The 24639-nt window shown below is 59.8% G+C and carries 21 protein-coding genes and 1 pseudogene; 11 read left to right on the forward strand and 11 right to left on the reverse strand.

Annotated elements, in window-relative coordinates:
- Positions 1-120 precede the first annotated feature (120 nt).
- A complete protein-coding gene (phoC, locus tag SIK97_RS03030) occupies positions 121-867 on the reverse strand; it encodes an acid phosphatase PhoC (protein WP_032749502.1) in 747 nt (248 codons plus the stop codon).
- A gap of 227 nt (positions 868-1094) precedes the next feature.
- Between phoC and selD the strand changes: the two genes are divergently transcribed.
- Entirely contained in the window at positions 1095-2138 is a 1044-nt protein-coding gene (selD, locus tag SIK97_RS03035) for a selenide, water dikinase SelD (RefSeq protein WP_047724037.1), read from the forward strand.
- Positions 2139-2142: 4 nt separating this feature from the next.
- Positions 2143-4075: pseudogene (locus SIK97_RS03040) on the forward strand (DNA topoisomerase III); the annotation flags it as partial.
- 95 nt (positions 4076-4170) lie between these two features.
- Here the strand turns inward: SIK97_RS03040 and gdhA are convergent.
- Both gdhA and SIK97_RS03050 read right to left on the reverse strand, forming a co-directional pair.
- A complete protein-coding gene (gene gdhA, locus SIK97_RS03045) occupies positions 4171-5514 on the reverse strand; it encodes an NADP-specific glutamate dehydrogenase (protein ID WP_004850048.1) in 1344 nt (447 codons plus the stop codon).
- A gap of 182 nt (positions 5515-5696) precedes the next feature.
- The gene (locus SIK97_RS03050; protein ID WP_025106956.1) at positions 5697-6107 is read right to left on the reverse strand and encodes a pyrimidine (deoxy)nucleoside triphosphate diphosphatase; all 411 of its coding nucleotides are present in this window, start codon (positions 6105-6107) and stop codon (positions 5697-5699) included.
- 86 nt (positions 6108-6193) lie between these two features.
- On the opposite strand from SIK97_RS03050, the gene SIK97_RS03055 reads away from it, so the two are divergent.
- Positions 6194-6811, forward strand: a complete 618-nt coding sequence (locus SIK97_RS03055; RefSeq protein WP_025106957.1) for a CDP-alcohol phosphatidyltransferase family protein — start codon at positions 6194-6196, stop codon at positions 6809-6811.
- A gap of 140 nt (positions 6812-6951) precedes the next feature.
- On the opposite strand, the gene SIK97_RS03060 is transcribed toward SIK97_RS03055, so the two are convergent.
- The 8 genes from SIK97_RS03060 to xthA all read right to left on the reverse strand — a co-directional run bounded on the left by SIK97_RS03060 (position 6952) and on the right by xthA (position 14536).
- Complete coding sequence (locus tag SIK97_RS03060; RefSeq protein ID WP_057173395.1) at positions 6952-8259, reverse strand: rhodanese-like domain-containing protein; 1308 nt, start codon at positions 8257-8259, stop codon at positions 6952-6954.
- Between the two features lie 78 nt (positions 8260-8337).
- The gene (locus tag SIK97_RS03065) at positions 8338-8970 is read right to left on the reverse strand and encodes an ATP-binding cassette domain-containing protein (protein ID WP_057173390.1); all 633 of its coding nucleotides are present in this window, start codon (positions 8968-8970) and stop codon (positions 8338-8340) included.
- Positions 8970-10505, reverse strand: coding sequence for an ABC transporter permease subunit (locus SIK97_RS03070; protein WP_057173388.1), 1536 nt, complete (start codon positions 10503-10505; stop codon positions 8970-8972). Before SIK97_RS03070 ends, SIK97_RS03065 begins: the two co-directional genes overlap by 1 nt.
- Positions 10478-11638 (reverse strand): ABC transporter substrate-binding protein, encoded by a 1161-nt coding sequence (locus tag SIK97_RS03075; protein ID WP_057173386.1) that lies wholly within the window; start codon positions 11636-11638, stop codon positions 10478-10480. The genes SIK97_RS03070 and SIK97_RS03075 overlap by 28 nt, the downstream gene beginning before the upstream one ends.
- A 9-nt stretch (positions 11639-11647) precedes the next feature.
- Positions 11648-12199 (reverse strand): carboxymuconolactone decarboxylase family protein, encoded by a 552-nt coding sequence (locus tag SIK97_RS03080; protein WP_057173384.1) that lies wholly within the window; start codon positions 12197-12199, stop codon positions 11648-11650.
- Complete coding sequence (locus SIK97_RS03085) at positions 12196-12894, reverse strand: TVP38/TMEM64 family protein (protein WP_049078872.1); 699 nt, start codon at positions 12892-12894, stop codon at positions 12196-12198. The genes SIK97_RS03080 and SIK97_RS03085 overlap by 4 nt, the downstream gene beginning before the upstream one ends.
- A complete protein-coding gene (locus SIK97_RS03090) occupies positions 12884-13519 on the reverse strand; it encodes a TVP38/TMEM64 family protein (protein WP_375294103.1) in 636 nt (211 codons plus the stop codon). The genes SIK97_RS03085 and SIK97_RS03090 overlap by 11 nt, the downstream gene beginning before the upstream one ends.
- A 210-nt stretch (positions 13520-13729) precedes the next feature.
- Positions 13730-14536 (reverse strand): exodeoxyribonuclease III, encoded by an 807-nt coding sequence (gene xthA, locus SIK97_RS03095; protein WP_004850068.1) that lies wholly within the window; start codon positions 14534-14536, stop codon positions 13730-13732.
- A gap of 444 nt (positions 14537-14980) precedes the next feature.
- On the opposite strand from xthA, the gene SIK97_RS03100 reads away from it, so the two are divergent.
- The 8 genes from SIK97_RS03100 (at position 14981) to SIK97_RS03135 (ending at position 24617) form a co-directional block, all read left to right on the forward strand.
- Positions 14981-16201, forward strand: a complete 1221-nt coding sequence (locus SIK97_RS03100; protein ID WP_057173383.1) for an aspartate aminotransferase family protein — start codon at positions 14981-14983, stop codon at positions 16199-16201.
- Complete coding sequence (gene astA / locus SIK97_RS03105) at positions 16198-17232, forward strand: arginine N-succinyltransferase (protein WP_014228978.1); 1035 nt, start codon at positions 16198-16200, stop codon at positions 17230-17232. Before SIK97_RS03100 ends, astA begins: the two co-directional genes overlap by 4 nt.
- Positions 17229-18707, forward strand: coding sequence for a succinylglutamate-semialdehyde dehydrogenase (gene astD / locus SIK97_RS03110; RefSeq protein ID WP_047724036.1), 1479 nt, complete (start codon positions 17229-17231; stop codon positions 18705-18707). The genes astA and astD overlap by 4 nt, the downstream gene beginning before the upstream one ends.
- Positions 18704-20029: an N-succinylarginine dihydrolase gene (gene astB / locus SIK97_RS03115; protein WP_009653522.1), complete on the forward strand. Its 1326-nt coding sequence runs from the start codon at positions 18704-18706 to the stop codon at positions 20027-20029. The genes astD and astB overlap by 4 nt, the downstream gene beginning before the upstream one ends.
- Before the next feature lie 9 nt (positions 20030-20038).
- On the forward strand, positions 20039-21004 hold the full coding sequence (gene astE / locus SIK97_RS03120) for a succinylglutamate desuccinylase (RefSeq protein WP_047724034.1): 966 nt from the start codon (positions 20039-20041) through the stop codon (positions 21002-21004).
- Between the two features lie 349 nt (positions 21005-21353).
- Positions 21354-21836 carry an ATP-independent periplasmic protein-refolding chaperone Spy gene (gene spy / locus SIK97_RS03125; RefSeq protein ID WP_014228981.1) on the forward strand — a complete coding sequence of 161 codons (483 nt, stop codon included), beginning with the start codon at positions 21354-21356 and terminating at the stop codon, positions 21834-21836.
- A gap of 191 nt (positions 21837-22027) precedes the next feature.
- Positions 22028-22570 carry a LemA family protein gene (locus SIK97_RS03130; RefSeq protein ID WP_057173381.1) on the forward strand — a complete coding sequence of 181 codons (543 nt, stop codon included), beginning with the start codon at positions 22028-22030 and terminating at the stop codon, positions 22568-22570.
- Between the two features lie 4 nt (positions 22571-22574).
- Positions 22575-24617, forward strand: coding sequence for a DUF2207 domain-containing protein (locus SIK97_RS03135; RefSeq protein ID WP_057173379.1), 2043 nt, complete (start codon positions 22575-22577; stop codon positions 24615-24617).
- Positions 24618-24639: the final 22 nt, after the last annotated feature.

Raw genomic sequence — 24639 nt, forward strand, 5'->3', positions numbered from 1 at the left:
ACCTTTCCCGGAGGCGGTGCTGGCGCACCAGTCCGGACTACCAAACCGCGGACGGCTGGGAACCCGTAGCCGAGGCAGAGCGTTTCAGACGCCGCCTCCGGGCATTCAACGGCGACGATGTTACTTCTGTCGTTTCGCGAATTCGTCTTTCGCTTTCTGAAGCTGCTGCTGGAAGGCCGGATTGGTATGCAGCGTGGCGACGACCGCCGAACCGACGATACGCGCCGCGTCTACGTCGCTCTGCCAGTGATAGCCGCAGATCACCCGGCTCTCGCCGAGCTCAAAGCCGCGCTTAAGGATTTCATTTTGCCGCTGGGGATTAATCTCAGCCAGCACCAGCGCGGTGGCCCAGCCGATAGAGGTGTGGCCGGAGGGGTAGGAGCCGTTTTTCGACAGCGTATCCTGTTCCTTGGTGTTACAGGTGGCGACGCCATAAAACGCAAATGGGCGAATGCGCATGTACTTCTCCTTCGCTCCTCGCGTCGCCAGGTCGCCGGCATCTTCAATCATGTTGGTGAGCAGCTTGTGCAGCTCCGGCGCATCTTTGGCGGTAATGGGCGAGCCGAAGGCGCCGGAGAAGGCGTTGGCGACGCCGCCGCCGCTCAGGTTGGCGTCTTCAACCGCCAGCTTACCGCGCTCGGTGCCGCGCAGCAGACGGCCTTTCTCATACATCGCCTGATCGTTTAAAAACGCGATACTGCCCACTTCCGGCGGCGGCGGCAGCAGCGTCAGGCTGTCGATGGCCTGGGCGTTGGTCAGGTAGTAGAGATCGGGTTTTGTGGTGACGTCGTTACCGGCGGGAACCAGGGCGAAAGCGTTAAGGGAGAAGAGACTGGCCAGGCAAACGGCGAGAACACGCTTTTTCATGAAAACTTCCTTACGTTGTTATATGTCCAGAGAAAACAGAATTTATGCTTGTCATATTTCTGTCATTTTTTAGTAAAGGGTAAAATCACGTTGAAAAAGCGGGGCCGCATCGCAAAATCGGTTTTTTGTCTGCTTAATGAGCAACCATACGCGATTTCGGACTGTCGCACTTACCACTCCGCCATTTGGGCGCTACCATATCGGGATTGCAATGACAGGAGATGTCCATGAGCGAGCAAGCCATTCGTTTAACGCAATACAGCCACGGAGCCGGTTGCGGGTGTAAAATTTCCCCTAAGGTGCTGGAAACTATCCTGCAAAGCGACCAGGCCAAATTTATCGACCCGAATCTACTGGTGGGCAACGAAACCAGCGATGATGCCGCGGTCTACGATCTCGGTAACGGCACGTCGATCGTCAGTACTACCGATTTTTTTATGCCGATCGTCGACAACCCATTCGACTTTGGGCGCATTGCGGCGACCAACGCCATCAGCGATATTTTCGCCATGGGCGGTAAGCCGATTATGGCGATCGCTATTCTCGGCTGGCCCATCAATACCCTGGCGCCGGAAATTGCTCGTCAGGTGGTTGAGGGCGGGCGCTTTGCCTGCAAGCAGGCGGGGATCGCGCTTGCCGGCGGCCACTCCATTGACGCTCCGGAACCCATCTTCGGGCTTGCCGTGACCGGCGTCGTCCCGACCGAGCGGGTGAAGAAAAACAGCACCGCGCAGGCCGGCTGCAAGCTGTATCTCACTAAACCGCTGGGTATTGGCGTGCTGACCACCGCGGAGAAAAAGTCGCTGCTGAAGCCTGAGCACCAGGGGCTGGCGACGGAAACCATGTGCCAGATGAACCTCGTCGGCTCGGCGTTCGCCAACATTGACGGCGTGAAAGCGATGACCGACATCACCGGCTTCGGGCTTCTGGGCCACCTGAGCGAAGTGTGCCGCGGCGCGGGCGTACAGGCGCAGCTTACCTATGCGGATATCCCGAAATTGCCCGGCGTCGAAGCCTACATCGCGGCGGGCGCGGTGCCGGGCGGTACCGGGCGTAACTTTGCCAGCTACGGCCATTTGATGGGCGACATGCCGCCAGCGTGGCGCGATCTGCTGTGCGATCCGCAAACCTCCGGCGGTCTGCTGCTGGCGGTAACGCCGGAAGCCGAGGCTGAGGTGCAGGCAGCCGCCGCTGAGTTTGGTATCACGCTTACCGCTATCGGCGAGCTGGTGACCGCCCGCGGCGGACGCCCTATGATCGAGATCCGTTGATTTCATGCGGCTGTTTATTGCAGAAAAACCGAGTCTCGGCCGCGCCATCGCCGATGTGCTGCCAAAACCGCATCGCAAAGGCGACGGCTACATTGAGTGCGGTAACGGGCAGGTGGTCACGTGGTGCATCGGCCACCTGCTGGAGCAGGCCCAGCCCGACGTCTACGATGCTCGCTATGCGCGCTGGAACCTGCTCGACTTGCCTATCGTGCCGGAAAAGTGGCAGCTCCAGCCTAAACCGTCGGTGACCAAACAGCTTAACGTGATTAAGCGTCTGCTCGGCGATGCGCAGGAAGTCATTCATGCGGGTGACCCGGACAGAGAGGGGCAGCTGCTGGTGGATGAGGTACTTGACTACCTGCAGCTGGCGCCGGAAAAGCGTCAGCAGGTGCAGCGCTGTCTGATTAACGATCTTAACCCGCAGGCGGTGGAGCGGGCGATTAACCGCCTGCGCGCCAACAGCGAATTTGTTCCGCTGTGCGTCTCCGCGCTGGCCCGCGCCCGCGCCGACTGGCTATACGGGATCAATATGACCCGCGCGTACACCATCCTTGGCCGTAACGCGGGTTACCAGGGGGTACTCTCGGTCGGGCGCGTGCAAACGCCGGTGCTTGGCCTGGTGGTACGCCGCGATGAAGAGATTGAAAACTTCGTCGCTAAAGACTTCTTCGACGTCAAGGCGCATATCGTTACCCCCAAGGATGAGCGTTTTGTCGCCACCTGGGTGCCCAGCGAGGCCTGCGAACCGTACCAGGATGAAGAGGGGCGACTGCTGCATCGCTCGCTTGCCGAGCACGTCGTCAAGCGCATTGAGGGGCAGCCGGCGACGGTCACCGCTTATAACGATAAGCGGGACTCTGAGCCAGCGCCGCTGCCGTTCTCCCTCTCGGCGCTGCAGATTGAAGCCGCGAAGCGCTTCGGCTTTAGCGCGCAGAACGTGCTGGATATCTGCCAGAAGCTGTACGAAACCCATAAGCTGATTACCTATCCGCGTTCGGATAGCCGCTACCTGCCGGAGGAGCATTTTGCCGGGCGCCATGCGGTGCTGAACGCGATCGGCGTGCACGCGGCGGATCTGCTGCCGCAGCCGGTGGTGGATCCGGAGATCCGTAACCGCTGCTGGGACGATAAAAAGGTCGATGCCCACCACGCGATTATTCCGACCGCCCGCAGTTCGCAGGTAAAACTCAGCGACAACGAAGAAAAGGTTTACGGCCTGATTGCCCGCCAGTATCTGATGCAGTTCTGCCCGGATGCGGTGTTCCGCAAATGCCAGATCGATCTCGATATCGCCAACGGCAAGTTCGTTGCCAAAGCGCGTTTTCTGGCGGAAGCGGGCTGGCGAACCCTGCTGGGCAATAAAGAGCGCGATGAAGAGAACGACGGCATGCCGCTGCCGGTGGTGGCAAAGGATGACGAGCTGCTGTGCGAAAAAGGCGAAGTGGTGGAGCGTCAGACCCAGCCGCCGCGTCATTTTACCGATGCGACGCTGCTATCGGCGATGACCGGTATTGCCCGCTTTGTGCAGGATAAAGACCTGAAGAAGATCCTGCGCGCAACGGACGGCCTCGGTACGGAGGCAACCCGCGCCGGGATTATCGAACTGTTGTTCAAACGCGGCTTCTTAACCAAGAAAGGGCGCTATATCCACTCCACCGACGCCGGGAAGGCGCTGTTCCACTCTTTGCCTGAAATGGCGACGCGCCCGGATATGACCGCCCACTGGGAATCTATTCTGACGCAAATCAGCGAGAAACAGTGCCGCTATCAGGACTTTATGCAGCCGCTGGTCGGTACCCTGTTCCAGCTTATCGACCAGGCCAGGAGCACGCCGGTACGCCGCTTCCGCGGAATTGTGGCCCCGGGCGACGGCAAGAAGAGCTTTAGCAAGGGGAAAGGCAGAGCCAAAGCGAAAGATAAAAAAAGCGCCGCCGGCCCTGCGGCGGAAAGCCCGCAATAAAAAACCCCGGGAAACCGGGGTTTTTCAATTATGCTCCGAACCCATATACAGGGGTTCATTCAGCGAGTGGACTTAAATAACACCCTGCGCCAGCATTGCGTCGGCGACCTTCACGAAACCGGCGATATTCGCGCCGCGTACGTAGTTGGTCTGCTTCGCTTCACCGCCGTATTCAACGCAGGCGTGGTGGATATCCAGCATGATATGGTGCAGACGAGCGTCCACTTTCTCCGCTTTCCAGCCCATACGCGCGGCGTTCTGCGCCATTTCCAGTCCTGAAGTAGCGACGCCGCCGGCGTTGGCCGCTTTACCCGGAGCGAACAGCACGCCCGCTTCGAGGAACAGATCGGTCGCCGCGATAGTGGTTGGCATGTTGGCGCCTTCCGCGACGGCCTTCACGCCGTTGGCAATCAGCTGGCGGGCAGCGTCGACGTCCAGCTCGTTCTGCGTGGCGCACGGCAGAGCGATATCCACAGGCACGGACCACGGCTGCTTACCTTCAAGGTAGGTCAGGCCGAACTCGCGCGCGTAATCCGCCACGCGGCCGTGGCAGCGCTCTTTAATGTCGATCAGGCGCGCCAGTTTTTCTTTGGTGAAGCCAGATTCGTCAACCACGGTACCGTTGGAGTCGGAAGCCGTAATCACCCGGGCGCCGAGCTCCATGGCTTTCTCAATCGCGTACTGCGCCACGTTGCCCGACCCGGACACCGCGACGCGAGCCCCTTCAAAGCCCAAACCGTGGCGTTTAAGCATCGCTTCGGTGAAGTAAATCAGTCCGTAACCGGTGGCTTCCGGACGAATCAGGCTGCCGCCGAAGGAGAGGCCTTTACCGGTGAAGACGCAGGCGCTGTTGTTGGAGAGCTTACGCATCATTCCGGCCATAAAGCCCACTTCACGACCGCCCACGCCGATATCACCGGCCGGCACGTCGGTATCCGGACCGAGGTGGCGATAGAGCTCAGTCATCAGCGACTGGCAGAAACGCATCACTTCGCCATCGCTTTTTCCTTTAGGATCGAAGTCGCTGCCGCCTTTACCGCCGCCCATAGGCAGGGTGGTGAGGGCGTTTTTGAAGGTTTGTTCAAAGCCGAGGAATTTCAGAATCGACAGGTTTACAGAGGGATGGAAACGCATACCGCCCTTATACGGGCCGATGGCGGAGTTGAACTGCACGCGCCAGGCGCGGTTAACCTGAACCTGATTGCGGTCATCAACCCAAACGACGCGGAACTGGATAGCACGCTCCGGTTCAACCAGACGTTCCAGCAAATTCATCTGACGATAGCGCGGATTTTCCTCAAGGAATGGCCACAGGGTGGTCATCACCTCGCGGACCGCCTGAGCAAATTCAGTTTGATTTGGATCGCGCTGTTGAACGCGGGCGAGAAAACCTTCCAGAGTGCACGTCTGATCCATAGATATAAGTTCCCCTTATGGTTGTGGTTGCGTCTATTTATTATGATTCGGCCCTTGAAAAAGCCGATTTTCCGACTATACCATCGGAAATCGTTAGTTAAGCAAGGAAAAATTGTTCAGAAAGCAAAATTTATAATCAGGCGGTGGTCATAATCAAAAACGATGACAACCACCCGATAAAATTAGCGGGAATGGAGAGCGGCGCGCTGGGCGATAAAGGCTTCGAGCAGGGGAATATCGGCTGGCGCAAGAGGGAAGGTTAACGCCTCCTGCGGTGAACACCAGCGCAGATGGCTGTGGTAGCGGGCGATGGGTTCGCCGTTAAAATGCGGAACCCACCAGGCGTGAAGATGTATCAGGCGGGCGGACACTTCGCGCTGGTGGCTGGCGATGTAGCATTCCGGCCGGGCGTCGATCGCCAGCTCCTCCTGGAGCTCGCGCGCCAGCGCCTGGGCCTGGGTTTCGCCGGGTTCGATTTTACCGCCGGCCAGCTCCCACATTCCCGGCTGATCCGCGTGGGGCGGCCGCTGCGCCAGCAGAATTTGCCCGTTGCGTTCGATAATGGCGGCAACAACATCAAGGGTTTTTAGCATGTGAATCATCGTTCTGTAGGGGATAATGGCCTATTATCACCGTCCTTGTCCCCGTCAAACAACCCTGAATTCGCTGGAGAGACTTTGTGCTTGACCGTCATTTGCATCCCCGCCTGAAACCTGTCCTCAACGCCGCCGCCGCCCTGCTGGATCGTCCGGCTATCTCTCCCGATGGCCTGACGCTCTTTGGCTTTGCGATTGGCGTGCTGGCGCTGCCGTTTTTAGCCCTGGGCTGGTATCCGGCGGCGCTGGCGGCGATCGTGCTCAATCGCCTGCTGGATGGCCTGGACGGCGCGCTGGCCCGGCGACGCGGATTGACCGATGCGGGCGGTTTTCTCGATATTTCGCTCGATTTCCTGTTTTACGCCCTGGTGCCGTTTGGCTTTATTCTTGCCGATCCGACGCACAACGCGCTGGCGGGCGGCTGGCTGCTGTTCGCGTTTATCGGCACCGGCAGCAGCTTTCTCGCCTTTGCCGCGCTGGCGGCTAAGCATCAAATCGATAATCCGGGCTACGCCCACAAATCGTTTTATTATCTCGGCGGGCTGACGGAAGGGACGGAAACTATCGCGCTGTTTGTGCTGAGCTGTCTGTTTCCGGCGTGGTTTGCGTGGCTGGCGTGGATGTTTGGCGCGCTGTGCTGGCTGACGACCTTTACGCGGGTGTGGAGCGGATACCTTACCCTGAAGCAGGTAAGAGATTGATGGGCGGGTTTTTCCCGGCTCGCGCTGCGCTTAGCCGGGCTACGGGGCCGCAGTCGTCAGCGGTCCGGTGCGCCAGCGCCGTCTTCGGGAAATGCGCCGGGAAGGATGCTTCCCGGCGGTGCATATGGCCAACAGGCGAATTACATACTGCTTTCCGGGCCGCGTTCCCCGCGCGAGACCGGGTTTTTCGGGTTGCTGCTCCACTCGTACCAGCCGCCGTCGTAGACCGAGACGTTGTTCCAGCCCATCGCCCGGGCGTACATAAAGGTTTCTGAGGCGCGCCAGCCGGTACCGCAGTAAAAAGAGACCTGCTGGTTCGGCAGAATATTCCATGATTTCCACATCGCGGCGATATCATCTGCGCTACGCATGGTGCCGTCCGGATTATGGAAATCCTCCATATGGGTGGAGTCGCTTCCGGCATGACCCCAGCGGGCCCCGGCAATCTCCCCCATCGGCTTGATATAGCTGTAGCCGCTGGTGGTGCCGATAAACTCCGGCCAGGAACGAATGCTTACCAGCGAGGCGTCCTGACGGTGCAGCAGGGCGCGAGCCTGCTCGGTATTGAGCATCAGCTGCGGCTGACCCGGGATCGGCGCGCCGAACTCCGGCTCGGGCTTCTGCTTCGGCGGCGTTCCGCGCTCGACCGGCAGCCCGGCGTCGGACCAGGTTTTCCAGCCGCCGTCGAGCAGGCGCACATCCTTCACCCCGGCGTAGAGCATGATCTGCGCCACGCGGGCGGCGGCATACACTTCGCGACCGTACAAAATCACCGTGGTGTCATGGCGAATACCGTGTTTTGCCAGCATCGCTTTAAGCTGCGCGTCGGAGACTTTATTCCATAGCGGCTCGCTCTCCACCTCGTTGGTATCGATATACCCGGCGCCCGGAATATGGCTCAGCAGATAAAACTTCGGCGCGCCCCAGGCGGCCTCGAACACCTTCCAGTGCCCGGCAGGCGCGGCGGTGACCGGTTTACCCTGCTGGAGGTCGTGCAGCCACTGCGGATACACCAGCTGTTCAAAATGCGGCAGCTTCTGCAGGCGGTCCGCCTGGCTCAGGGCGTCGCCGAGCGAGCTGAGGTGAGTGAAACCTGCCGCCTTAAGGCGCGCCGCGACTTTCGCGTTGTCGTCGGCGTTGCCGTACAGCGCAATCGGCGTAGAGGCCTGCAGATTGTGCAGCTTAGCCCAGGCGCTCAGCTGTTCATCGTTCAGCGAGCCAAGCCAGCTGGCGGCAAGGTTGAGCGCCTGCGGTTCATGGCCCTGAGGGCCGTTGGCGCCTTGCGGCCAACCGTTATAGAAAGCGCTAAGGCGCGTGTCAATAGCGACGCCGTTGTGCTGTTGCAGCGTGGAAAGCGTTAGCGTTGGCATGGTGTCAGCGGCGGAGGTGGAAGCAGCAGCAAGCCCCATCAGCAGGGCGAGTGCGGTCAATTGAGAAACACGTTTCATCGAAATGCCCGGCAGTAGAAAATTGAGCGGCAATTCTCCGCGAACAACGCGGAGAATTCTTTGCGATAGCGCAGGCTTTCATTGCCAGAGCCCCACATGCAAACAGCGTCCGCCGGCGGGCGTATCCTGGTCATCATGCGTGACCAGCACCGCGGGGATCGCCTGCCGCGCCAGTTCGTTGAACACCCAGCGGCGAAAATCGGCGCGCAGCGCAACGTCGAGGCGGTTAAACGGCTCATCCAACAGCAGCGCCCGCGGTCGGGCCAGCAGGGCGCGCAGCAGGCTGACCCGCGCCCGCTGGCCGCCGGAAAGGGTGGCCGGATCGCGCGTATAAAACCCCGCCAGACCGGCGCGCTCCAGCGCCTGTTCGACCTGGGCTTTGCGCTGGGGGCCGCGGACGTCAGCGGCAAGCGCCAGCAGTAAATTTTGCCCGACGCTGAAGTGGTCGAACAGCAGCGCGTCCTGGAACAGGATGCCGATGCGCCGTCGCTCGGTGGGTAAACTGTCGCAGCGCTGGTTATCCAGCCACAGCTCGCCGGCGGCGCGAAAATTCTCCGCCAGCGCGCCGACCATCCAGGCGAACAGGGTTGATTTACCGCTGCCCGAGGGGCCCATCAGGGTCAGTATCTCGCCGGGAGCAACGGAAAAGTCGACGTTGCGCAGCAGAGGCTCTCCGTTGAGGCTGAGAGTCAGGTTTTTGACGATCAACATTAGCGTAATCCTTGTCGATAGCGGCCGGTCAGCCAGGCCAGCAGCGCGGTGGCGGCAAAAAACAGCGCCGGCAGCAGTAGCTGCCATAGCGCCTGCGCGGCCAGAGTGGACGTCTCGCCGCCGCTGCTCAGCGCGACGGCTTCGCTGGTGAGCGTCGGGAACCGTCCGCCCCCCAGCCATAACGTCGGCAGATATTGCGCGATGCTTACCGAAAAGCCCACCGCCAGCGCGGTCAGCAGAGGACGCGTCAGGGCGGGTAAGGTAACCAGCCAGAAGATGCGGCCTCGTTGCCAGCCGAGGGTGCGGGCGAGCAGCTCCATGCGCGGGTCGCGAGCGCGCCAGGCGGGACGCAGAATAAACAGCATCCACGGCACGACCCACAGCAGGTGCCCCCATAAAACGGCGATCCACTCACCGTCCAGCCACGTATACAGCGCCAGCTGATATTGGCCGTCTACCAGCGGCAGCGCCGGTAAAATCAGCGGCAGCCAGATCCATCCGTCGAAACGGGAGAGGCCAGACGCCAGCCACAGCAGGCAGATAACCGCGCCTAGCGACGCTGAGCAGAGTCCAAGCCACAGGCTGTTGCCGACGCTATCGCTGACCGGCTGGCTATTCTGCGCCGCCGCGGCAAGCAGCAGGGCGCAGGCCACGCCGCACAGCGGTAGAAGAAGGGCGAAGCTTTTCCCGGCGAGCGCCCGCGGCTGCGGGTGGCGGATCCCCTGAACCTGCGGGATCCGCCGTCGCCAGAGACGCCAGACTCCCCACGCCGCCAGCGCCATGATGGCGAGCGTCAGCAGCAGTACCAGGCTGGCGAGGGCGCCTTTCGCCTGCTGGATCTCATCGCCCTGGCTTAACCATTGCCAGACCAGCACCGCCAGCGTCGGCGGGTTACCCGGGCCAATCACCAGCGCGACGTCGACCGCCGAAAGGCTCCAGGCGGCGGTGGCCAGCAGCGCTATCGACAGCGCCGGAAGCAGCGTGGGCAAGACTAACCATTTCAGGCACTGCCAGCGTCCGTAGCCGAGGCTTTTTAATACCGTCGCCTGTCCGGCCAGGCGTTTCTCGCCTAACAGGCCATAAACCACCCACAGCAGAAACGCGCTCTCTTTGAGCGCCATCGTCAGGCCCAGTCCAATGCCGTAGCGGTCAACCGGCGGGGTAAAAAAGGGCAACAGGCGCGGGAGCCAGCCGCCATCGGCGAAGAGCAGCAGGGCTGCGGTGGCGAAGGCCACGTGAGGTACCGCCAGCAGCAGAGGGAGCCTTGCGGCCAGCCGCCGCCAGCCGCCTGACGGCCAGAGTGCGGCCACGACGGTGAGCGTGATGATCAGCGCGCCGCCAACCGATAGCAGGGTTGAGACGAGAGTCGCCGCCAGCGCCTGGCTGAATTGCGGGTCGGCAAACAGCGACAGCCAGCGCGCGCGGCGGAGCGCCGGAAGCGCCATCAGCGCAGCGGCCGGCAGCAGCGGCAGATAGATCAGCGCGACGGCGGCCCAGGCCAGCAGCCTTAGTGCGTGCCGTAGCGGCGCAGCCATTCCTGCTCCAGCGCGTCAACCCAGGCCGCGTGCGGTTCACCCAGCATCGGCGGCATATTCTGCGGCACAACGGCGTTAAAGGCCTGCCGCTCAGTCTCGGTTAATTTCGCCGGATCCAGCACGCTGGGGTCGCCCCACACAGTCGGGTCGGCCTTGCGCAGCTGGGCCTGCGGCGAGAGCAGGAAATTCGCGATCACTTTCGCCCCCGCCGTCGCCCGGGCATTGGACGGGATCGCCACAAAGTGGACGTTGCCAAGCATCCCCTCGCGGAAGCCGAAACCGTAGCTGTCTTTCGGCAGCTCGCCGCTGACCGCTTTTTGCTGCGCGTGCAGCGGGTTAAAGGTGATGGACAGCCTGAGGGTCCCATTTTTAAGCATGGCATCCATGCGGGCGGGCGAAGCCGGGAAGTCGCGGCCCTGGCGCCACAGCAGAGGGTGAAGCCGATCAAGATAGTGCCACAGCGGCGCGGTCACGGCGGCGAAGGTGGCCTCCTCAGGCGGCTGGCGTAGCGCGTCGGGCCGCGGAGTCAGCGTCAGCAGCAGCTGTTCAAGAAACGCGGTACCGGTAAAATCCGGCGGACGCGGGTAGGTGACGCTGCCGGGATGCGCGGCGGCGAAAGCCAGCAGCGCCTGCGGAGTGGTGGGCCCGTCGGGCGTTTGTGAGCGGCGGGCGATAAAAGTGAGCTGCGCGCCGCCCCACGGCGACTCGGCGCCGTCGGTGGGGATGGAGAAATCCTCGCGCACCGGCTTTTGCGTATCGACAAAGCGCCAGTTGGGCAGGGTTTCCGCCCACCGGGTTTGCAGCAGCCTGGCGTTTTTCAGGGTGCGGAAGTTTTCGCCGTTGACCCACAGCAGATCGATGGAACCGCCTTTACTGCGTCCGGCGCGGGCTTCGGTCTGGATGCGCTTTACCGCGTCGGCGGCATCCGCAATATGCACGATGCGCAGGTCGATAGCGTAGTCGCGCTTTACCTCACCGCTGACCCAGTCGAGATAGCGGTTCACCGCCGGATCGCCGCCCCAGGCGTTAAACCACACCGTCTGGCCGCGGGCTTCTTGTTGTAGGGATTGCCAGCCGGCGCTGGCGGCCAGCGGGGAGAGCAACAGCAAAGCGAAGACCAGCACACTGCGCATAACCACTCCTTATGGTTTTGAATCGGTTGGGATCCGGCACAATCCCTGGGCGGGGATCGCCATGGCCGAATTAAAGCGCGCCGACAGGTTTTGTAAACCGATCAGCGCCGTGAGTTCGGTGAGCGCGCGGGCGTCAAACTGGCCCGCCAGCCTGTCGCGCAGCGCATCGTCGACCACCGGCGGCGTCATGCTGGCCGCCTCGGCATACTCCAGCGCCAGCCGCTCGCGGTCGCTGAACAGCGCGCTGTTCCGCCATTCGGCGACCGCCAGTAGCTTAGCGCTGCCGCCGCTGCGTTCCGCCAGCTTCATATTGGTGATATCAATGCAAAACTCGCACAGGCACAGCTGCGCGACGCGGGCGCTGACCAGCGATCTCAGCTCCGGATCGAGGGGCGAACGCTTGCGTTCCAGATAGCCGACGAACATCGACACCAGGTAAAACACCAGCGGAATACGGCCCCACCAGCGGATAGGGCTGAGCACCTCGCCGTAGTGGCGACGATGCAGCCAGGCCTGCGGGCGAAGAATCAGCGGAATAGACTTCAGAGGGGGTAAGCTCATCGTGAACGCCTCTTTTGTTGTTCAAGATAGAGCGCTTTCGCGACGACCACCACAATCGCCAGCGCAAACAGGATCGATAAACCGGTCACCAGCCAGAATGTACCGCCGGTCAGCAGGCTACCGGTCCACGAATAAACTATCGTCGCGGGCAGTTGGCCGAGACCGGTGGCCAGCATAAAGTGGCGAAAGCGCATTGACGTCAGCCCGGCGGCGTAGCTCACCGGGTCGAAAGGGACGAAGGGCAGCAGACGGCAGATTAATATGGTGTGTTTGCCGTAGCGGATAAAAAAGCCATCCATACTCTGCAGTACGCTTTTGCCGGTGAGCTTTTCCACCGCGTCGCGGCCGAGCGCTCTGGCGATAAAAAAGCATAGCGCCGCGCCGGCCATCGCGCTCACCCACGACAGCGCGCCGCCCCAGAAGGCGCCGAACAGGGAAGCGTTAGCGAAGGTAATCAGGAAGGCGGGAAGCGGGGCGATAATCGCCTGTAAAATCATCAGGGCGAAGGAGACCAGCGCCGCCTGCGGGCCCCAGGAGTCGATAAACCGCTCAATCGCCTGCTGATCGAGCGTGGCAAAGGCGGCGAGGCTGCGCTGCATAAACTCATTGACAGCGGGTATCAGCCACCATGCCAGCAGAAGCGCAAACAGCGTCATGCCGATGGCTAGCCGGTAGCGCGCGTTGCTATTTTTCATCATTAGCCTGTATCCGTGATGTCTCGATTCGCCGATAGCGAGCATATCTTTTCGCCGCCTGAAGCAGGATAAATAGGGCCAGCCCCGCGAGCGTCAGCTTTAGTACAAACAGGGGGGTGATACCCTCGCGGATAAGCTCGCTGGCCATCAGCGTATAGATAAATATGCCGGGCAAGGTGGTGAGGGCGGAAATAAAGGTAAACGTCCAGAACGGAATCGCCGTCAGGCCATAGGCGTAGTTCTGAATATTATAGGGAAACAGCGGGATGAGCCGGGTCAGAATTAGAAAATCGGCACCGCTACGGGCGATGCCTTTTTCAATGGCCTGAAATATCGCCGTCTGCCCGACGTATTTAAGCAGCAGCTCGCGGCCCAGCCAGCGGGCGAACAGAAACGACGCGGAGGAGGCGAGCGTCGCCGCCAGCAGCGATAGCAAGGTTCCTGCCAGCGGACCGAAAATCACCCCGCCGGCAATCACTAAAAGAGTGCCCGGTAGCAAAAACAGAGTGGCGACGATAAACAGCAGAATATAGAGCGTATAGCCGAAGGCGCCGCTCTGGCGGATCATTTCGCGCAGACGATCAAAATGGGTAACCAGCCCGGCAAAACCCGATTGCTGAATAATACAGGCGACAATGCTCAATATCACCACAACAAAAAGCAGCTTATATTCTGCTTTATGACGGCTTCTTTTGCATTGGGTTCTCCTGTATGGCGCGGGCGGTCTGAAGTGCGCGCGACAGTATAATAGTTTGCCGCCGTTCACAATCTCTGACGGCGGCTTTTTTGATATGGCTCAGGCTCTCCGGACGGGAGAGCCTGACGGAGGGAATATTTAGACTTTAAAGGTCGCCCATACCGGCGCGTGGTCGGACGGCTTTTCCATTGCGCGAATTTCGTAGTCGATGCCGGTTTCGATGCAGCGTTGCGCCAGCGGGGTGCTTGCCAGCAGCAGATCGATACGCAGCCCGCGGTTATCGTCAAAGCCCTTAGAGCGATAGTCGAACCACGAGAAGTGTTCGTTATCCTGCGGATTCGCATGGCGGTAAGTATCCACCAGGCCCCAGCCCAGCAGGCGCTCCATCCATTCGCGCTCTTCCGGCAGGAAGGAACACTTGCCGGTACGCAGCCAGCGCTTGCGGTTCTCTTCACCGATGCCGATATCGAGATCGGTCGGGCTGATATTCATGTCGCCCATGATCAGTACCGGATTCTCTTTATTCAGTTCGGTATCAAGGTAGTTTTGCAGGTTCTGATAAAACGCCGCCTTCGCCGGGAATTTGGTTTCATGATCGCGACTTTCGCCCTGCGGGAAATAGCCGTTAATCACCGTCACGTTGCCAAACGGGGAAGGGATTTCCGCCATGATGATGCGGCGCTGAGCCTCTTCACCATCGTTTGGGAAACCGCGACGCACGGAGATCGGCGTCTCTTTGGTCAGCAGCGCGACGCCGTAATGGCCTTTCTGCCCGTGATAAAAGACGTTATAGCCCAGCTTTGCCACCTCTTCGAGAGGAAACATATCGTCGTGAACTTTGGTTTCCTGTAGGCCGATGACGTCGGGCTGGTGTTTATCGATGATGGCGGCCAGCTGATGCGGGCGGGCACGCAGGCCGTTGATATTAAAAGAGACAAATTTCATAGTCGCTGCCACTGTGCAAGGTGAATAGTGCAGGGATGGTAGCAGAAATTCGCCGGGCTGGCTGCGCAAAGGCGCTTTATTCTGCCGATTGCAGCGGTTGGTAGCCTGTTTGCACAAACTGTGCACCATTCTGGAACGCGCTGCGCCAAAAAAGGGCGATTATTGCCGATAAATTTCGTTAAGGATCACAATTACAGAATTATATCTTACTCCTGCATAATCTTTCTTTTTATTCCACTGCAAAAGCCTCTTTTAGTATTTTTATTCACTTTTTATGCATTTTATGTGAATAGCGTTCTTTCGTAACTTATTGATATTTCGTTGACGACCTCGATTTATGCATTTTTACCTCTGGCTGGCACGAACCGTGCAATCTACATTTACAGCGTAATAACCATATTCATTAACATTATTTAAACTTTTTATTTACCGGAAGAGGTCGATATGTCTCAGTCAATTACGCGTAGCAACTTTGATGAATGGATGATGCCTGTATACGCGCCAGCGGCTTTTATTCCGGTACGCGGCGAGGGGTCACGCCTGTGGGATCAGCAGGGAAAAGAGTATATCGATTTTGCCGGCGGCATTGCGGTGAACGCCCTCGGCCACGCTCATCCTCGGCTGGTTAAGGCGCTGACCGGGCAGGCGGAAAAGTTCTGGCATACCGGTAACGGCTATACCAATGAGCCGGTATTGCGTCTGGCTAAGCAGCTGATTGACGCCACTTTTGCCGACCGGGTCTTTTTCTGTAACTCCGGGGCCGAAGCCAACGAAGCGGCGCTAAAACTGGCGCGCAAATATGCCCACGATCGTTTCGGCAGTGAGAAAAGCGGCATCGTGGCGTTCAAGAATGCCTTCCACGGCCGCACGCTGTTTACCGTTTCCGCTGGCGGCCAGCCGGCCTATTCGCAGGATTTTGCGCCGCTGCCGCCGCAGATTCAGCACGCCATCTATAACGACCTCGACTCGGCAAAGGCGCTGATCGACGACAATACCTGCGCGGTGATCGTTGAACCAATGCAGGGTGAAGGCGGCGTCGTGCCTGCGGATGCGGACTTCCTGCGCGGCCTGCGTGAACTGTGCGATGAGCACAACGCGCTGCTGATTTTCGACGAAGTCCAGACCGGCGTCGGCCGTACCGGGGAGCTGTACGCCTATATGCACTACGGCGTGACGCCGGACGTGCTTTCCACCGCGAAAGCGCTGGGCGGCGGTTTCCCGATCGGCGCGCTGCTGGCATCGGAGCGCTGCGCCAGCGTGATGACCGTCGGCTCCCACGGCACGACCTACGGCGGCAACCCGCTGGCCTGCGCGGTGGCGGGAGAAGTGTTTGCCATCGTCAATACCCGCGAAGTGCTCAGCGGCGTTAAGCAGCGCCATCAATGGTTCTGCGAACGGCTCAACGCGATTAACGCGCGTTACGGCCTGTTTAAAGAGATTCGCGGCCTGGGGCTGCTTATCGGCTGCGTGCTGAAGGATGAATATGCCGGCAAGGCGAAGACCATCAGTAACGAAGCGGCGGAAGAGGGGCTGATGATGCTGATCGCCGGCGCCAACGTGGTGCGTTTCGCTCCGGCGCTGATTATCAGCGAAGAAGAGATCAACGCCGGGCTGGATCGCTTCGAACTGGCCTGCAAACGCTTTCTCGCGGGGGTCTCATCATGATGGTGATCCGTCCTGTAGAAAAAGGCGATCTGCCGGGGCTAATGACCCTGGCGGGCGAGACCGGCGGCGGCCTGACGTCGCTGCCGGCCGATGAAGCCACGCTGGCCGCGCGCATTGAACGTTCGCAGATGACCTGGCGCGGCGAGCTGCCGAAAAGCGAGCAGGGTTATGTGTTCGTTCTTGAGGACTGCGCCAGCGGCGCGGTAGCGGGAATTTGCGCCATTGAGGTGGCCGTGGGGCTTAACGACCCCTGGTACAACTATCGCGTCGGTACCCAGGTGCACGCATCGAAAGAGCTTAACGTCTACAACGCCCTGCCGACGCTGTTTCTCAGTAACGACCATACCGGCAGCAGCGAACTGTGTACGCTGTTCCTGGATCCAAAATGGCGTAAAGAGGGCAACGGCTATCTGCTGTCGAAATCGCGTTTTCTGTTTATGGCCGCCTTTCGCGAACGTTTCAACGATAAGGTCGTGGCGGAAATGCGCGGCGTCATTGACGAACACGGCTACTCGCCGTTCTGGGAGAGTCTCGGGAAACGCTTCTTCGCGATGGAGTTCTCCCGCGCCGACTACCTGTGCGGCACCGGACAGAAGGCGTTTATCGCCGCGCTGATGCCGAAGCACCCGCTGTATATCGACTTTTTAAGCGACGAAGCGCGAGCGGTCATCGGCGAGGTCCATCCGCAAACCGCGCCGGCACGCGCGGTGCTGGAGAAAGAGGGATTTCGCTATCTCAACTACGTCGATATCTTCGACGGCGGCCCGACGCTGGAGTGCGAAATTGACCGGGTGCGGGCCATTCGCAAAAGCCGGCTGGTCACCGTCGTTGAAGGCCAGCCCGCGCCGGGCGAGTGGCCGGCCTGTCTGGTTGCTAATGAGCAGTACCAGCAGTTTCGCGCCATGCTGGTTCACGCCGACCCGGAGAGCGACCGCCTGGTGCTAAGCGCGCGCGAGCTGGATGCCCTGAAATGCCACCCTGGCGACCAGATTCGCCTGGTTCGTCTGTGCCCTGAGGAGAAAAAATCATGAGTTTATGGATTAACGGCGACTGGCAAAGCGGTCGCGGCCCGGCCCGTAGTAAACATAACCCGGTAAGCCAGGCGCTGCTGTGGCAGGGCAACGATGCCGATGCCGGGCAGGTGGCGCTGGCGGTCACCGCGGCGCGCGCGGCGTTTCCCGCGTGGGCGCGTCAGCCGTTTGCCGCCCGGAAAGCGATAGCGGAAAAATTTGCTTCGTTACTGGAAGCAAACAAAGGCGAATTAACCCGGATTATCGCCCAGGAGACCGGCAAACCGCGCTGGGAAGCGGCAACGGAAATTACCGCGATGATCAACAAAATCGCCATTTCGGTGAACGCGTATCATAGCCGTACGGGGGAAGCGCAGACCGCGATGGCGGACGGAGAGGCGACGCTGCGCCATCGGCCACACGGCGTGCTGGCGGTCTTTGGCCCCTACAATTTTCCCGGACATTTGCCTAACGGGCATATCGTTCCGGCGCTGCTGGCGGGAAATACCGTGGTATTCAAACCCAGCGAGCTGACGCCTCAAAGCGGAGAGGCGGTGGTGAAGCTATGGGCCGAAGCCGGCCTGCCGCCGGGCGTGCTTAACCTGCTCCAGGGCGGGCGGGAAACCGGCGAAGCGCTGAGCGGCCAGGCGGACATCGACGGCCTGCTATTTACCGGCAGCTCTGCGACGGGTTTTCAACTTCATCGCCAGCTTGCCGGGCAGCCGGAAAAAATTCTCGCTCTTGAGATGGGCGGCAACAACCCGCTGATCGTCGATGACCCACAGGATATCGACGCCGCGGTCCATCTGACCATTCAGTCGGCGTTTATTACTGCCGGACAGCGCTGTACCTGCGCGCGGCGGCTGCTGGTAAAACGCGGCGAGGCCGGCGATGCGTTTCTTCAGCGGCTTGTGACGGTGTCACAAACGCTGATTCCCGACGCGTGGGACGCTGAACCTCAGCCGTTCCTCGGCGGGTTAATTTCAGCGCAGGCCGCGCAAAAGGTACATCAGGCCTGGCTGGCCCACGTGGCCAGCGGCGGAAAAACCCTGCTGGAGCCGCGCCTGCTGCAGGCCGGAACCTCGCTGCTGACGCCGGGTATTATCGAGATGAGCGCGGTGGCGCAGGTGGCCGACGAAGAGGTCTTCGGGCCGCTGCTCTGCGTCTGGCGCTATGACCATTTCGATGAGGCGATTGCCCTCGCTAACGCGACCCGTTTCGGGCTTTCCTGCGGGCTGATCTCCGCCGAACGCGACAAATTCGACCAGCTGCTGCTGGAGGCGCGGGCCGGGATCGTTAACTGGAACAAACCCTTAACCGGCGCCGCCAGCACCGCGCCGTTCGGCGGTACCGGCGCTTCCGGTAACCACCGGCCGGGGGCGTGGTACGCCGCGGATTATTGCGCCTGGCCGATGGCCAGTCTCGAATCACCGGAGCTGGCGCTGCCGGCAACCCTCAGCCCCGGGCTGAATTTCCGTAAGGAGACATCACAATGAAAGCCCGGGAAGTGAACTTTGACGGGCTGCCGGGCCTGACCCACCACTATGCGGGTTTATCTTTCGGCAACGAAGCCTCGACGAAGCACCGCTATCGGGTGTCGAACCCGCAGCTGGCGGCAAAGCAGGGGCTGAAAAAAATGAAAGCGCTGGCGGATGCTGGCTATCCGCAGGCGCTGATCCCGCCGCAGGAGCGGCCAAACATTCCGCTGTTGCGGCAGATCGGTTTTAGCGGTAGCGATGAGCAGGTGCTGGAAAAGGCGGCGCGCCAGGCGCCGGAACTGCTCTCGGCGGTCAGCTCCGCGTCATCGATGTGGGTGGCTAACGCCGCCACGGTCTCGCCCTCGGCCGATTCGCTGGATGGCCGGGTGCATCTGACCGTCGCCAACCTGAACGATAAATTCCATCGCGCCAGCGAAGCGCCGACCACCGAAGCGCTGCTGCGGGCGATTTTCCCCGATGAGCAGCGGTTTGCCGTACACGGCGCGCTGCCCCAGGTATCGCTGTTCGGCGATGAAGGGGCGGCAAACCACAACCGCCTCGGCGGCGACTACGGCGCGCCCGGCGTGCAGCTGTTTATTTACGGCCGCCAGCAGGGGGGCGAAGATAATCCGCTGCGCTACCCGGCGCGGCAGACGCTCGAGGCCAGCCAGGCCGTCGCCCGCCTGAATCAGGTCAATCCCCGGCAGGTGATTTTCGCCCGACAAAATCCGGCGGTGATTGATAAGGGCGTGTTTCATAACGATGTGATTGCGGTAAGCAATCAGCAGGTGCTGTTTTGCCACGAGCAGGCGTTTGTTGACCAGCCGCAGCTCCTGCAGCAGCTGGCGCAGCAGGTCTCCGGCTTTACGCCGCTGGTGGTGCCGGCGAGTCAGGTTTCGGTGGAAGAGGCGGTGGCGACCTATCTGTTCAACAGCCAGCTGCTAAGCAAAGAAGAAGGCGGGATGCGGCTGATTTTGCCGCTGGAAGCGCAGGAACACCCGGGCGTCTGGCGCTACCTGAACCGGCTGGTGGAGGGCGATAACCCCATCGATGAGCTACAGGTTTACGATCTGCGCGAAAGCATGGCCAACGGCGGCGGCCCTGCCTGCCTGAGGCTGCGGGTGGTGCTGACGGAGGACGAGCGACAGGCGGTGAATCCGGCGGTCATGATGAACGATACGCTGTTCGCCACCCTTAATGACTGGGTAGACCGCTACTATCGCGATCGCCTGACCCAGGTCGATCTCGCGGATCCGCAGCTGCTGCGCGAAGGCCGCGAGGCGCTCGACCGCTTAACGCAAATCCTGCGCCTGGGCTCAGTGTATCCGTTTCAGCAATAAGGAGGCGTCGTGGACGACTTTCTGGCACTTACTCTGGCGGGGCGTCTGCCCCACCATTTCCACGGTCAAACCGCGCATTTTCGCTGGCACTGGATTGACTGCGGTATTTTGCAGCTCATTCCTCATGAACCCTGCGATCGGTCATTGGTTTTGTCATCCGGGCTTCACGGCAATGAAACCGCGCCGGTCGAAATCACCGATTTACTGCTGCGGCAGCTGTTTCGTGGGGAAATACCGCTCCGCTGGCGGCTGCTGGCGATCTTTGGTAACCCTCCGGCGCTGCGGGCCAACAAGCGCTATATGCACAGCGATATCAACCGGATGTTCGGCGAGCGATGGCGCGCTTTTAGCGCCAGCGATGAAACCGTTCGCGCCCGGCAGCTGGAGCATGCGCTGGCGCGATTTTATGCCGGGACGCCCGGCGAGCGCTGGCACCTGGATTTACATACCGCCATACGCGGTTCGCTGCATACCCGCTTTGGTGTCCTGCCAGCGCGGGATACGCCGTGGGATGAAGCGTTTTTGCGCTGGTTAGGGGCGGCAGGGCTGGAGGCGCTGGTGTTTCATCAGCAGCCTGGCGGGACTTTTACCCATTTCAGCTGCGAACGCTTCGGCGCGCGCTCCTGCACGCTGGAGCTCGGCAAGGCGCTACCTTTTGGCGAAAACGATCTGCGCTTGTTCGCGGCGACTCAACGCGCGCTGTCGCTGCTGCTGGCGGGAGAAGTGGCGGCGGAAGAGGCGCACGCGCCGCTGCGCTACAGGGTGGTACAGCAAATTACCCGCAGCAGCGACAGTTTCCGGCTGCATATGTCGGCGCAGACGCTGAACTTTACGCCGTTTGCCGCCGGGACGCTGCTTGCTGAGGATGGCGATACCCGCTACATAGTGGAAAGGGAGCAAGAGTACGTTTTGTTTCCCAATCCCAGCGTCGCCTTCGGCCAGCGCGCCGGGCTCATGCTGGAGCGCTTCCGGTGAATCCGTCGCCCGTCCGGGCGGCGGCATTTATTTCAGCGTTTATTTTTCCGCAGCCATCTTATTTTTTCGTGCTCTGTCCATTGATTGCAGATTATTCCTGGTTAAATGCTTTGTTTTTAATCTCTGCTGATTTATAATCTTCATAATTTCCCAATAAAACAGTTGCTTATTTATTTTTTATTGCATTTATTCCCTCATTTTCCTTATTTTCTCCATAATTGGCGAGAAAATGTTTTTTACACTTTCAATGTTTTACGCTTGCTCTGATTAATTGACGATAAACGTCGTAAAGTTAATCTCGTCAACACGGCAACGCGCCGTAAGAATAACGCAAAGTAAGGATTGAACTATGAAGAAGATTACTGCACTGTTTGTTGCCTCTACTCTGGCTCTGGGCGCGGCTAACCTGGCCCACGCGGCTGACGCTACTGCAACCCCAACCGATAACGCGCCGATGATGCATCATAAGCGCGGACCTGCGGGCCCACATGAAATGATGTTTAAAGGGCTGAACCTGACCGATGCGCAGAAAACGCAAATCCGCGACATTATGAAGAGCCAGCGCGACAACATGAAGCGTCCGTCCCTGGATGAGCGCCGCGCGATGCATGAGCTGGTAGCCAGCGATACCTTCGATAAGGCAAAAGCGGAAGCGCAGATTGATAAGATGGAAGCCCAGCATAAAGAGATGGCGCTGGCTCGTCTGGAAACCCAGAATAAGATTTACAACATTCTGACGCCGGAACAGAAAAAGCAGTTCAATGCCAATTTTGAGAAGCATCTGACAGATCGTAAAGCGCCGGAAGGTAAAATGCCTGCACCTGCTGAATAACTCAGCGCGCTGACTTAAGACCGCCGGTCTTGCCCAATAACGCCAACAGGCTTTGGGCAGGACCGGCGGTTTTTCTTTATCTGTAGCGACAAGCTGATTTACCCGGCAGGGACGAATGTGCCAGTATGAGTGCCATCGCCACGGACTCTGGTGTCCTGGTCTAAAGCCTACTCTGCTCATGGATCTTGCATATGGAAATGTATATCGGCCTCGCCGTCCTCGTTGTCGTCCTCATCTGGGTCGTGATGACCTATAACCGCTTTATCTCCCTGCGACGTTTCAAAGACGAAGCCTGGAGCGGCATTGCCGTACAGCTTAAGCGCCGCCACGACCTGGCGCCGAATCTGCTGAGCCTGGTGAAACGCTATGCGCAGCATGAAAAAGAACTGCTGGAAGAGATCTCCCGCCAGCGCAGCGAACTGGTCGGCAGTACCCGACAGATCGCCGATAGCGAACGCCAGTACTCTGGTACGCTAGGGCGCGTTTTCGCGCTTGGCGAAGCGTACCCGGAACTTAAAGCCAGCGAAAACTACCTTGCCTTACAGCAATCTCTCAGCGAAATAGAAGAGCAGCTGCAGATGGCTCGCCGCTACTTCAACGGTACGGTGCGCGATTTCAATATCCTGGTCGAGTCTTTCCCCAGCCTGCTGCTGGCGCGACTGTTTAATTTTCAAACGGAAGTTTTCTTCGAGCTGGACTCACCAGAAGAAGCTAAATCATCGCGGATGGCGTGATTAAATGGCGAATTTGCTTTTTCGGGGGCTGCGCACCCTCGTCCTGCTGCTGCTTCTGAACATCAGCGCAGCTTTTGCCGCCGGCGACATGATCATCATCAAGGATGCTTCCCAGCTTCCCGCTGACGCTATTCCAGCGTATGAACATATCCTCTCTTTCGATGCCCGGGCGCGCTTTAACCCGGACGGTAGCATGGAGATGCGGGAAAATATCAAAGTACTTTCTCTGGGCAGGCAGATTCGGCGGGGGATTTTCCGTACGCTGCCCCTGACCTGGAACCGCCAGGACGGCAAGATCTTTCGCGTGTATTACGCGATCGAGTCGGTGTCGCGCGATGGCGTGCCTGAGCCGTTTAGCCTTGATGAAGCAGAAAAAAACCTGACGGTACGCATTGGCAGCGGCGAACGGGTCCTGAAACCAGGGATCTATAACTACGAGATTCGCTATCAAATCAGCAACCATTTCAGCCGCTTCCCCGAATGGGATGAGCTTTACTGGAACGTGACGGGCAATGACTGGGCGTGGCCTATCAGCAAGGCCAGCTTTCGTCTTGAACTGCCGGACGCCGCCGGAAATCTCAACGCCGACGCTAAGGACGCCAGAGTGCGATCGCTTGATGTTTATACCGGCGTCGCAGGGGCGAAAGAACACAACGCGCAGGTGCTTCCTGACGGTAGCGTACGCACCCTGCGGCCTCTGGCGCGGGGGGAGGGGTTGACCGTTGTCTATACCTGGCCTCGGTCGATCCTTGCCGACGCTCCGGCGCCGGAGGCCGCTTTGCCGCTTGTGCATCTCCTTATCCCCACCCTAAAAACCAGCGTGGTCTGGCTACCTCTGCTGCTGATGGCCGCTTATTACCTGATGTGGTGGCGAAAAAACGTCACCAAAGCCGGACTAAAAATGCCGCCGGTCGTTGCGCTTTATTCGCCGCCTCCCGGCATGTCTCCGGGCTACCTGCGTTTTATCACCCGGCGTAAATATGATGATGTGGCTTTTAGTAGCGATTTATTAGCGCTGGTGGCTAAACGCGGAATGGCGGTCAGCGGGGACAGTCAACACACCCCTAACCCGTGGCTTGCGAACGCCGGCGTAAAACAGCGGCTGACCCGTTTGCCCGTCGAGGGAAACCGGCAATTAAACTATGATGACAGGCAGCTATTAAGTACGCTCTTTAAAGGTAAACAAAAAAATATCGATCTCAGCAAGGCCCATCAGCGATCGATGCAGACAGCGCGTGCAGAGCAGGAAAAGCGTTGTGAAGCGCAGCGGGATAAATTATTTCGCAAATGGGGGCAGCCGCTGCGGCGCTGCATCTACATTGCGCTGTTGGTGCCGGTGGCCTGCGGTCTTTGGGTTAATACGGAGGCCGCGCTGCTGACGATACCGGCCGCGGTTTTTATGCTGATTGGCGGAGCGATGCTCGCCTGTTTGCTGCGCTTTATATGCCGCCCGCGGGAAATGTGGCGTGCCTGGGGGCCGGTGCCGCTCTTTTTTTTGGCGATCTTCGGCCCCTTCGCGACGCTGGGAGGCGGGATTTTTCTCTTTGGTATACTGCCCATCACCCAGCTTCCGTCAGGATACATTGGCGCGCTTATTGCCGCGCTGGTGCTGTGCGTTTTCGTTGCCTGGAAAACGCCTCGCTATACGCAGCGCGGGCTTGATGAACTGGCTATCGCGAAAGGATTGATGCGCTATCTGGGCACCGCCGAAAAGCATCGTTATCAGATTATCTATCCGCCTGAGCAGATGATTTCCCATTTTGAAGCGCTGCTGCCGGTTGCCCTGGCGCTTGGCGTAGGGAAAACATGGGCAAATACCTTTGCCCACTACCTGAGTAGTACAGGCGCCGTGTCGCATGCGTTTGCCGGCGCCGACTGGGGAAGCGTCCACCACTTCAGCGAAGCCTGCCGAACCGCCTCTATGTCAACGCCGGATAGCGGTTCAGGGAGCGGTTCATCATCAGGTTCAGGTTACAGCGGCTCCGGTTCCTCCGGAGGCGGTTCATCCGGAGGCGGCTCGGGCGGCGGCGGCGGGGGCGGCTGGTAATTGCCCCGATAGCGCATCGGGG

The sequence above is a fragment of the Klebsiella sp. JN_Kp126 genome, from assembly GCF_033843325.1.
Taxonomy (GTDB): Bacteria; Pseudomonadota; Gammaproteobacteria; order Enterobacterales; family Enterobacteriaceae; genus Klebsiella; species Klebsiella michiganensis.

Excerpts from the sequence above, each read along its gene's own strand:
- phoC (WP_032749502.1), bottom strand. The coding sequence starts at position 867 with ATGAAAAAGCGTGTTCTCGCCGTTTGCCTGGCCAGTCTCTTCTCCCTT.
- SIK97_RS03130 (WP_057173381.1), top strand. The coding sequence starts at position 22,028 with ATGGAAATGTATATCGGCCTCGCCGTCCTCGTTGTCGTCCTCATCTGG.
- SIK97_RS03065 (WP_057173390.1), bottom strand. The coding sequence starts at position 8,970 with ATGTTGATCGTCAAAAACCTGACTCTCAGCCTCAACGGAGAGCCTCTG.
- SIK97_RS03070 (WP_057173388.1), bottom strand. The coding sequence starts at position 10,505 with ATGGCTGCGCCGCTACGGCACGCACTAAGGCTGCTGGCCTGGGCCGCC.
- SIK97_RS03060 (WP_057173395.1), bottom strand. The coding sequence starts at position 8,259 with ATGAAACGTGTTTCTCAATTGACCGCACTCGCCCTGCTGATGGGGCTT.
- spy (WP_014228981.1), top strand. The coding sequence starts at position 21,354 with ATGAAGAAGATTACTGCACTGTTTGTTGCCTCTACTCTGGCTCTGGGC.
- gdhA (WP_004850048.1), bottom strand. The coding sequence starts at position 5,514 with ATGGATCAGACGTGCACTCTGGAAGGTTTTCTCGCCCGCGTTCAACAG.
- SIK97_RS03080 (WP_057173384.1), bottom strand. The coding sequence starts at position 12,199 with ATGAGCTTACCCCCTCTGAAGTCTATTCCGCTGATTCTTCGCCCGCAG.
- SIK97_RS03085 (WP_049078872.1), bottom strand. The coding sequence starts at position 12,894 with ATGAAAAATAGCAACGCGCGCTACCGGCTAGCCATCGGCATGACGCTG.
- astA (WP_014228978.1), top strand. The coding sequence starts at position 16,198 with ATGATGGTGATCCGTCCTGTAGAAAAAGGCGATCTGCCGGGGCTAATG.
- selD (WP_047724037.1), top strand. The coding sequence starts at position 1,095 with ATGAGCGAGCAAGCCATTCGTTTAACGCAATACAGCCACGGAGCCGGT.
- xthA (WP_004850068.1), bottom strand. The coding sequence starts at position 14,536 with ATGAAATTTGTCTCTTTTAATATCAACGGCCTGCGTGCCCGCCCGCAT.
- SIK97_RS03100 (WP_057173383.1), top strand. The coding sequence starts at position 14,981 with ATGTCTCAGTCAATTACGCGTAGCAACTTTGATGAATGGATGATGCCT.
- SIK97_RS03135 (WP_057173379.1), top strand. The coding sequence starts at position 22,575 with ATGGCGAATTTGCTTTTTCGGGGGCTGCGCACCCTCGTCCTGCTGCTG.
- astB (WP_009653522.1), top strand. The coding sequence starts at position 18,704 with ATGAAAGCCCGGGAAGTGAACTTTGACGGGCTGCCGGGCCTGACCCAC.
- SIK97_RS03075 (WP_057173386.1), bottom strand. The coding sequence starts at position 11,638 with ATGCGCAGTGTGCTGGTCTTCGCTTTGCTGTTGCTCTCCCCGCTGGCC.
- astD (WP_047724036.1), top strand. The coding sequence starts at position 17,229 with ATGAGTTTATGGATTAACGGCGACTGGCAAAGCGGTCGCGGCCCGGCC.
- SIK97_RS03050 (WP_025106956.1), bottom strand. The coding sequence starts at position 6,107 with ATGCTAAAAACCCTTGATGTTGTTGCCGCCATTATCGAACGCAACGGG.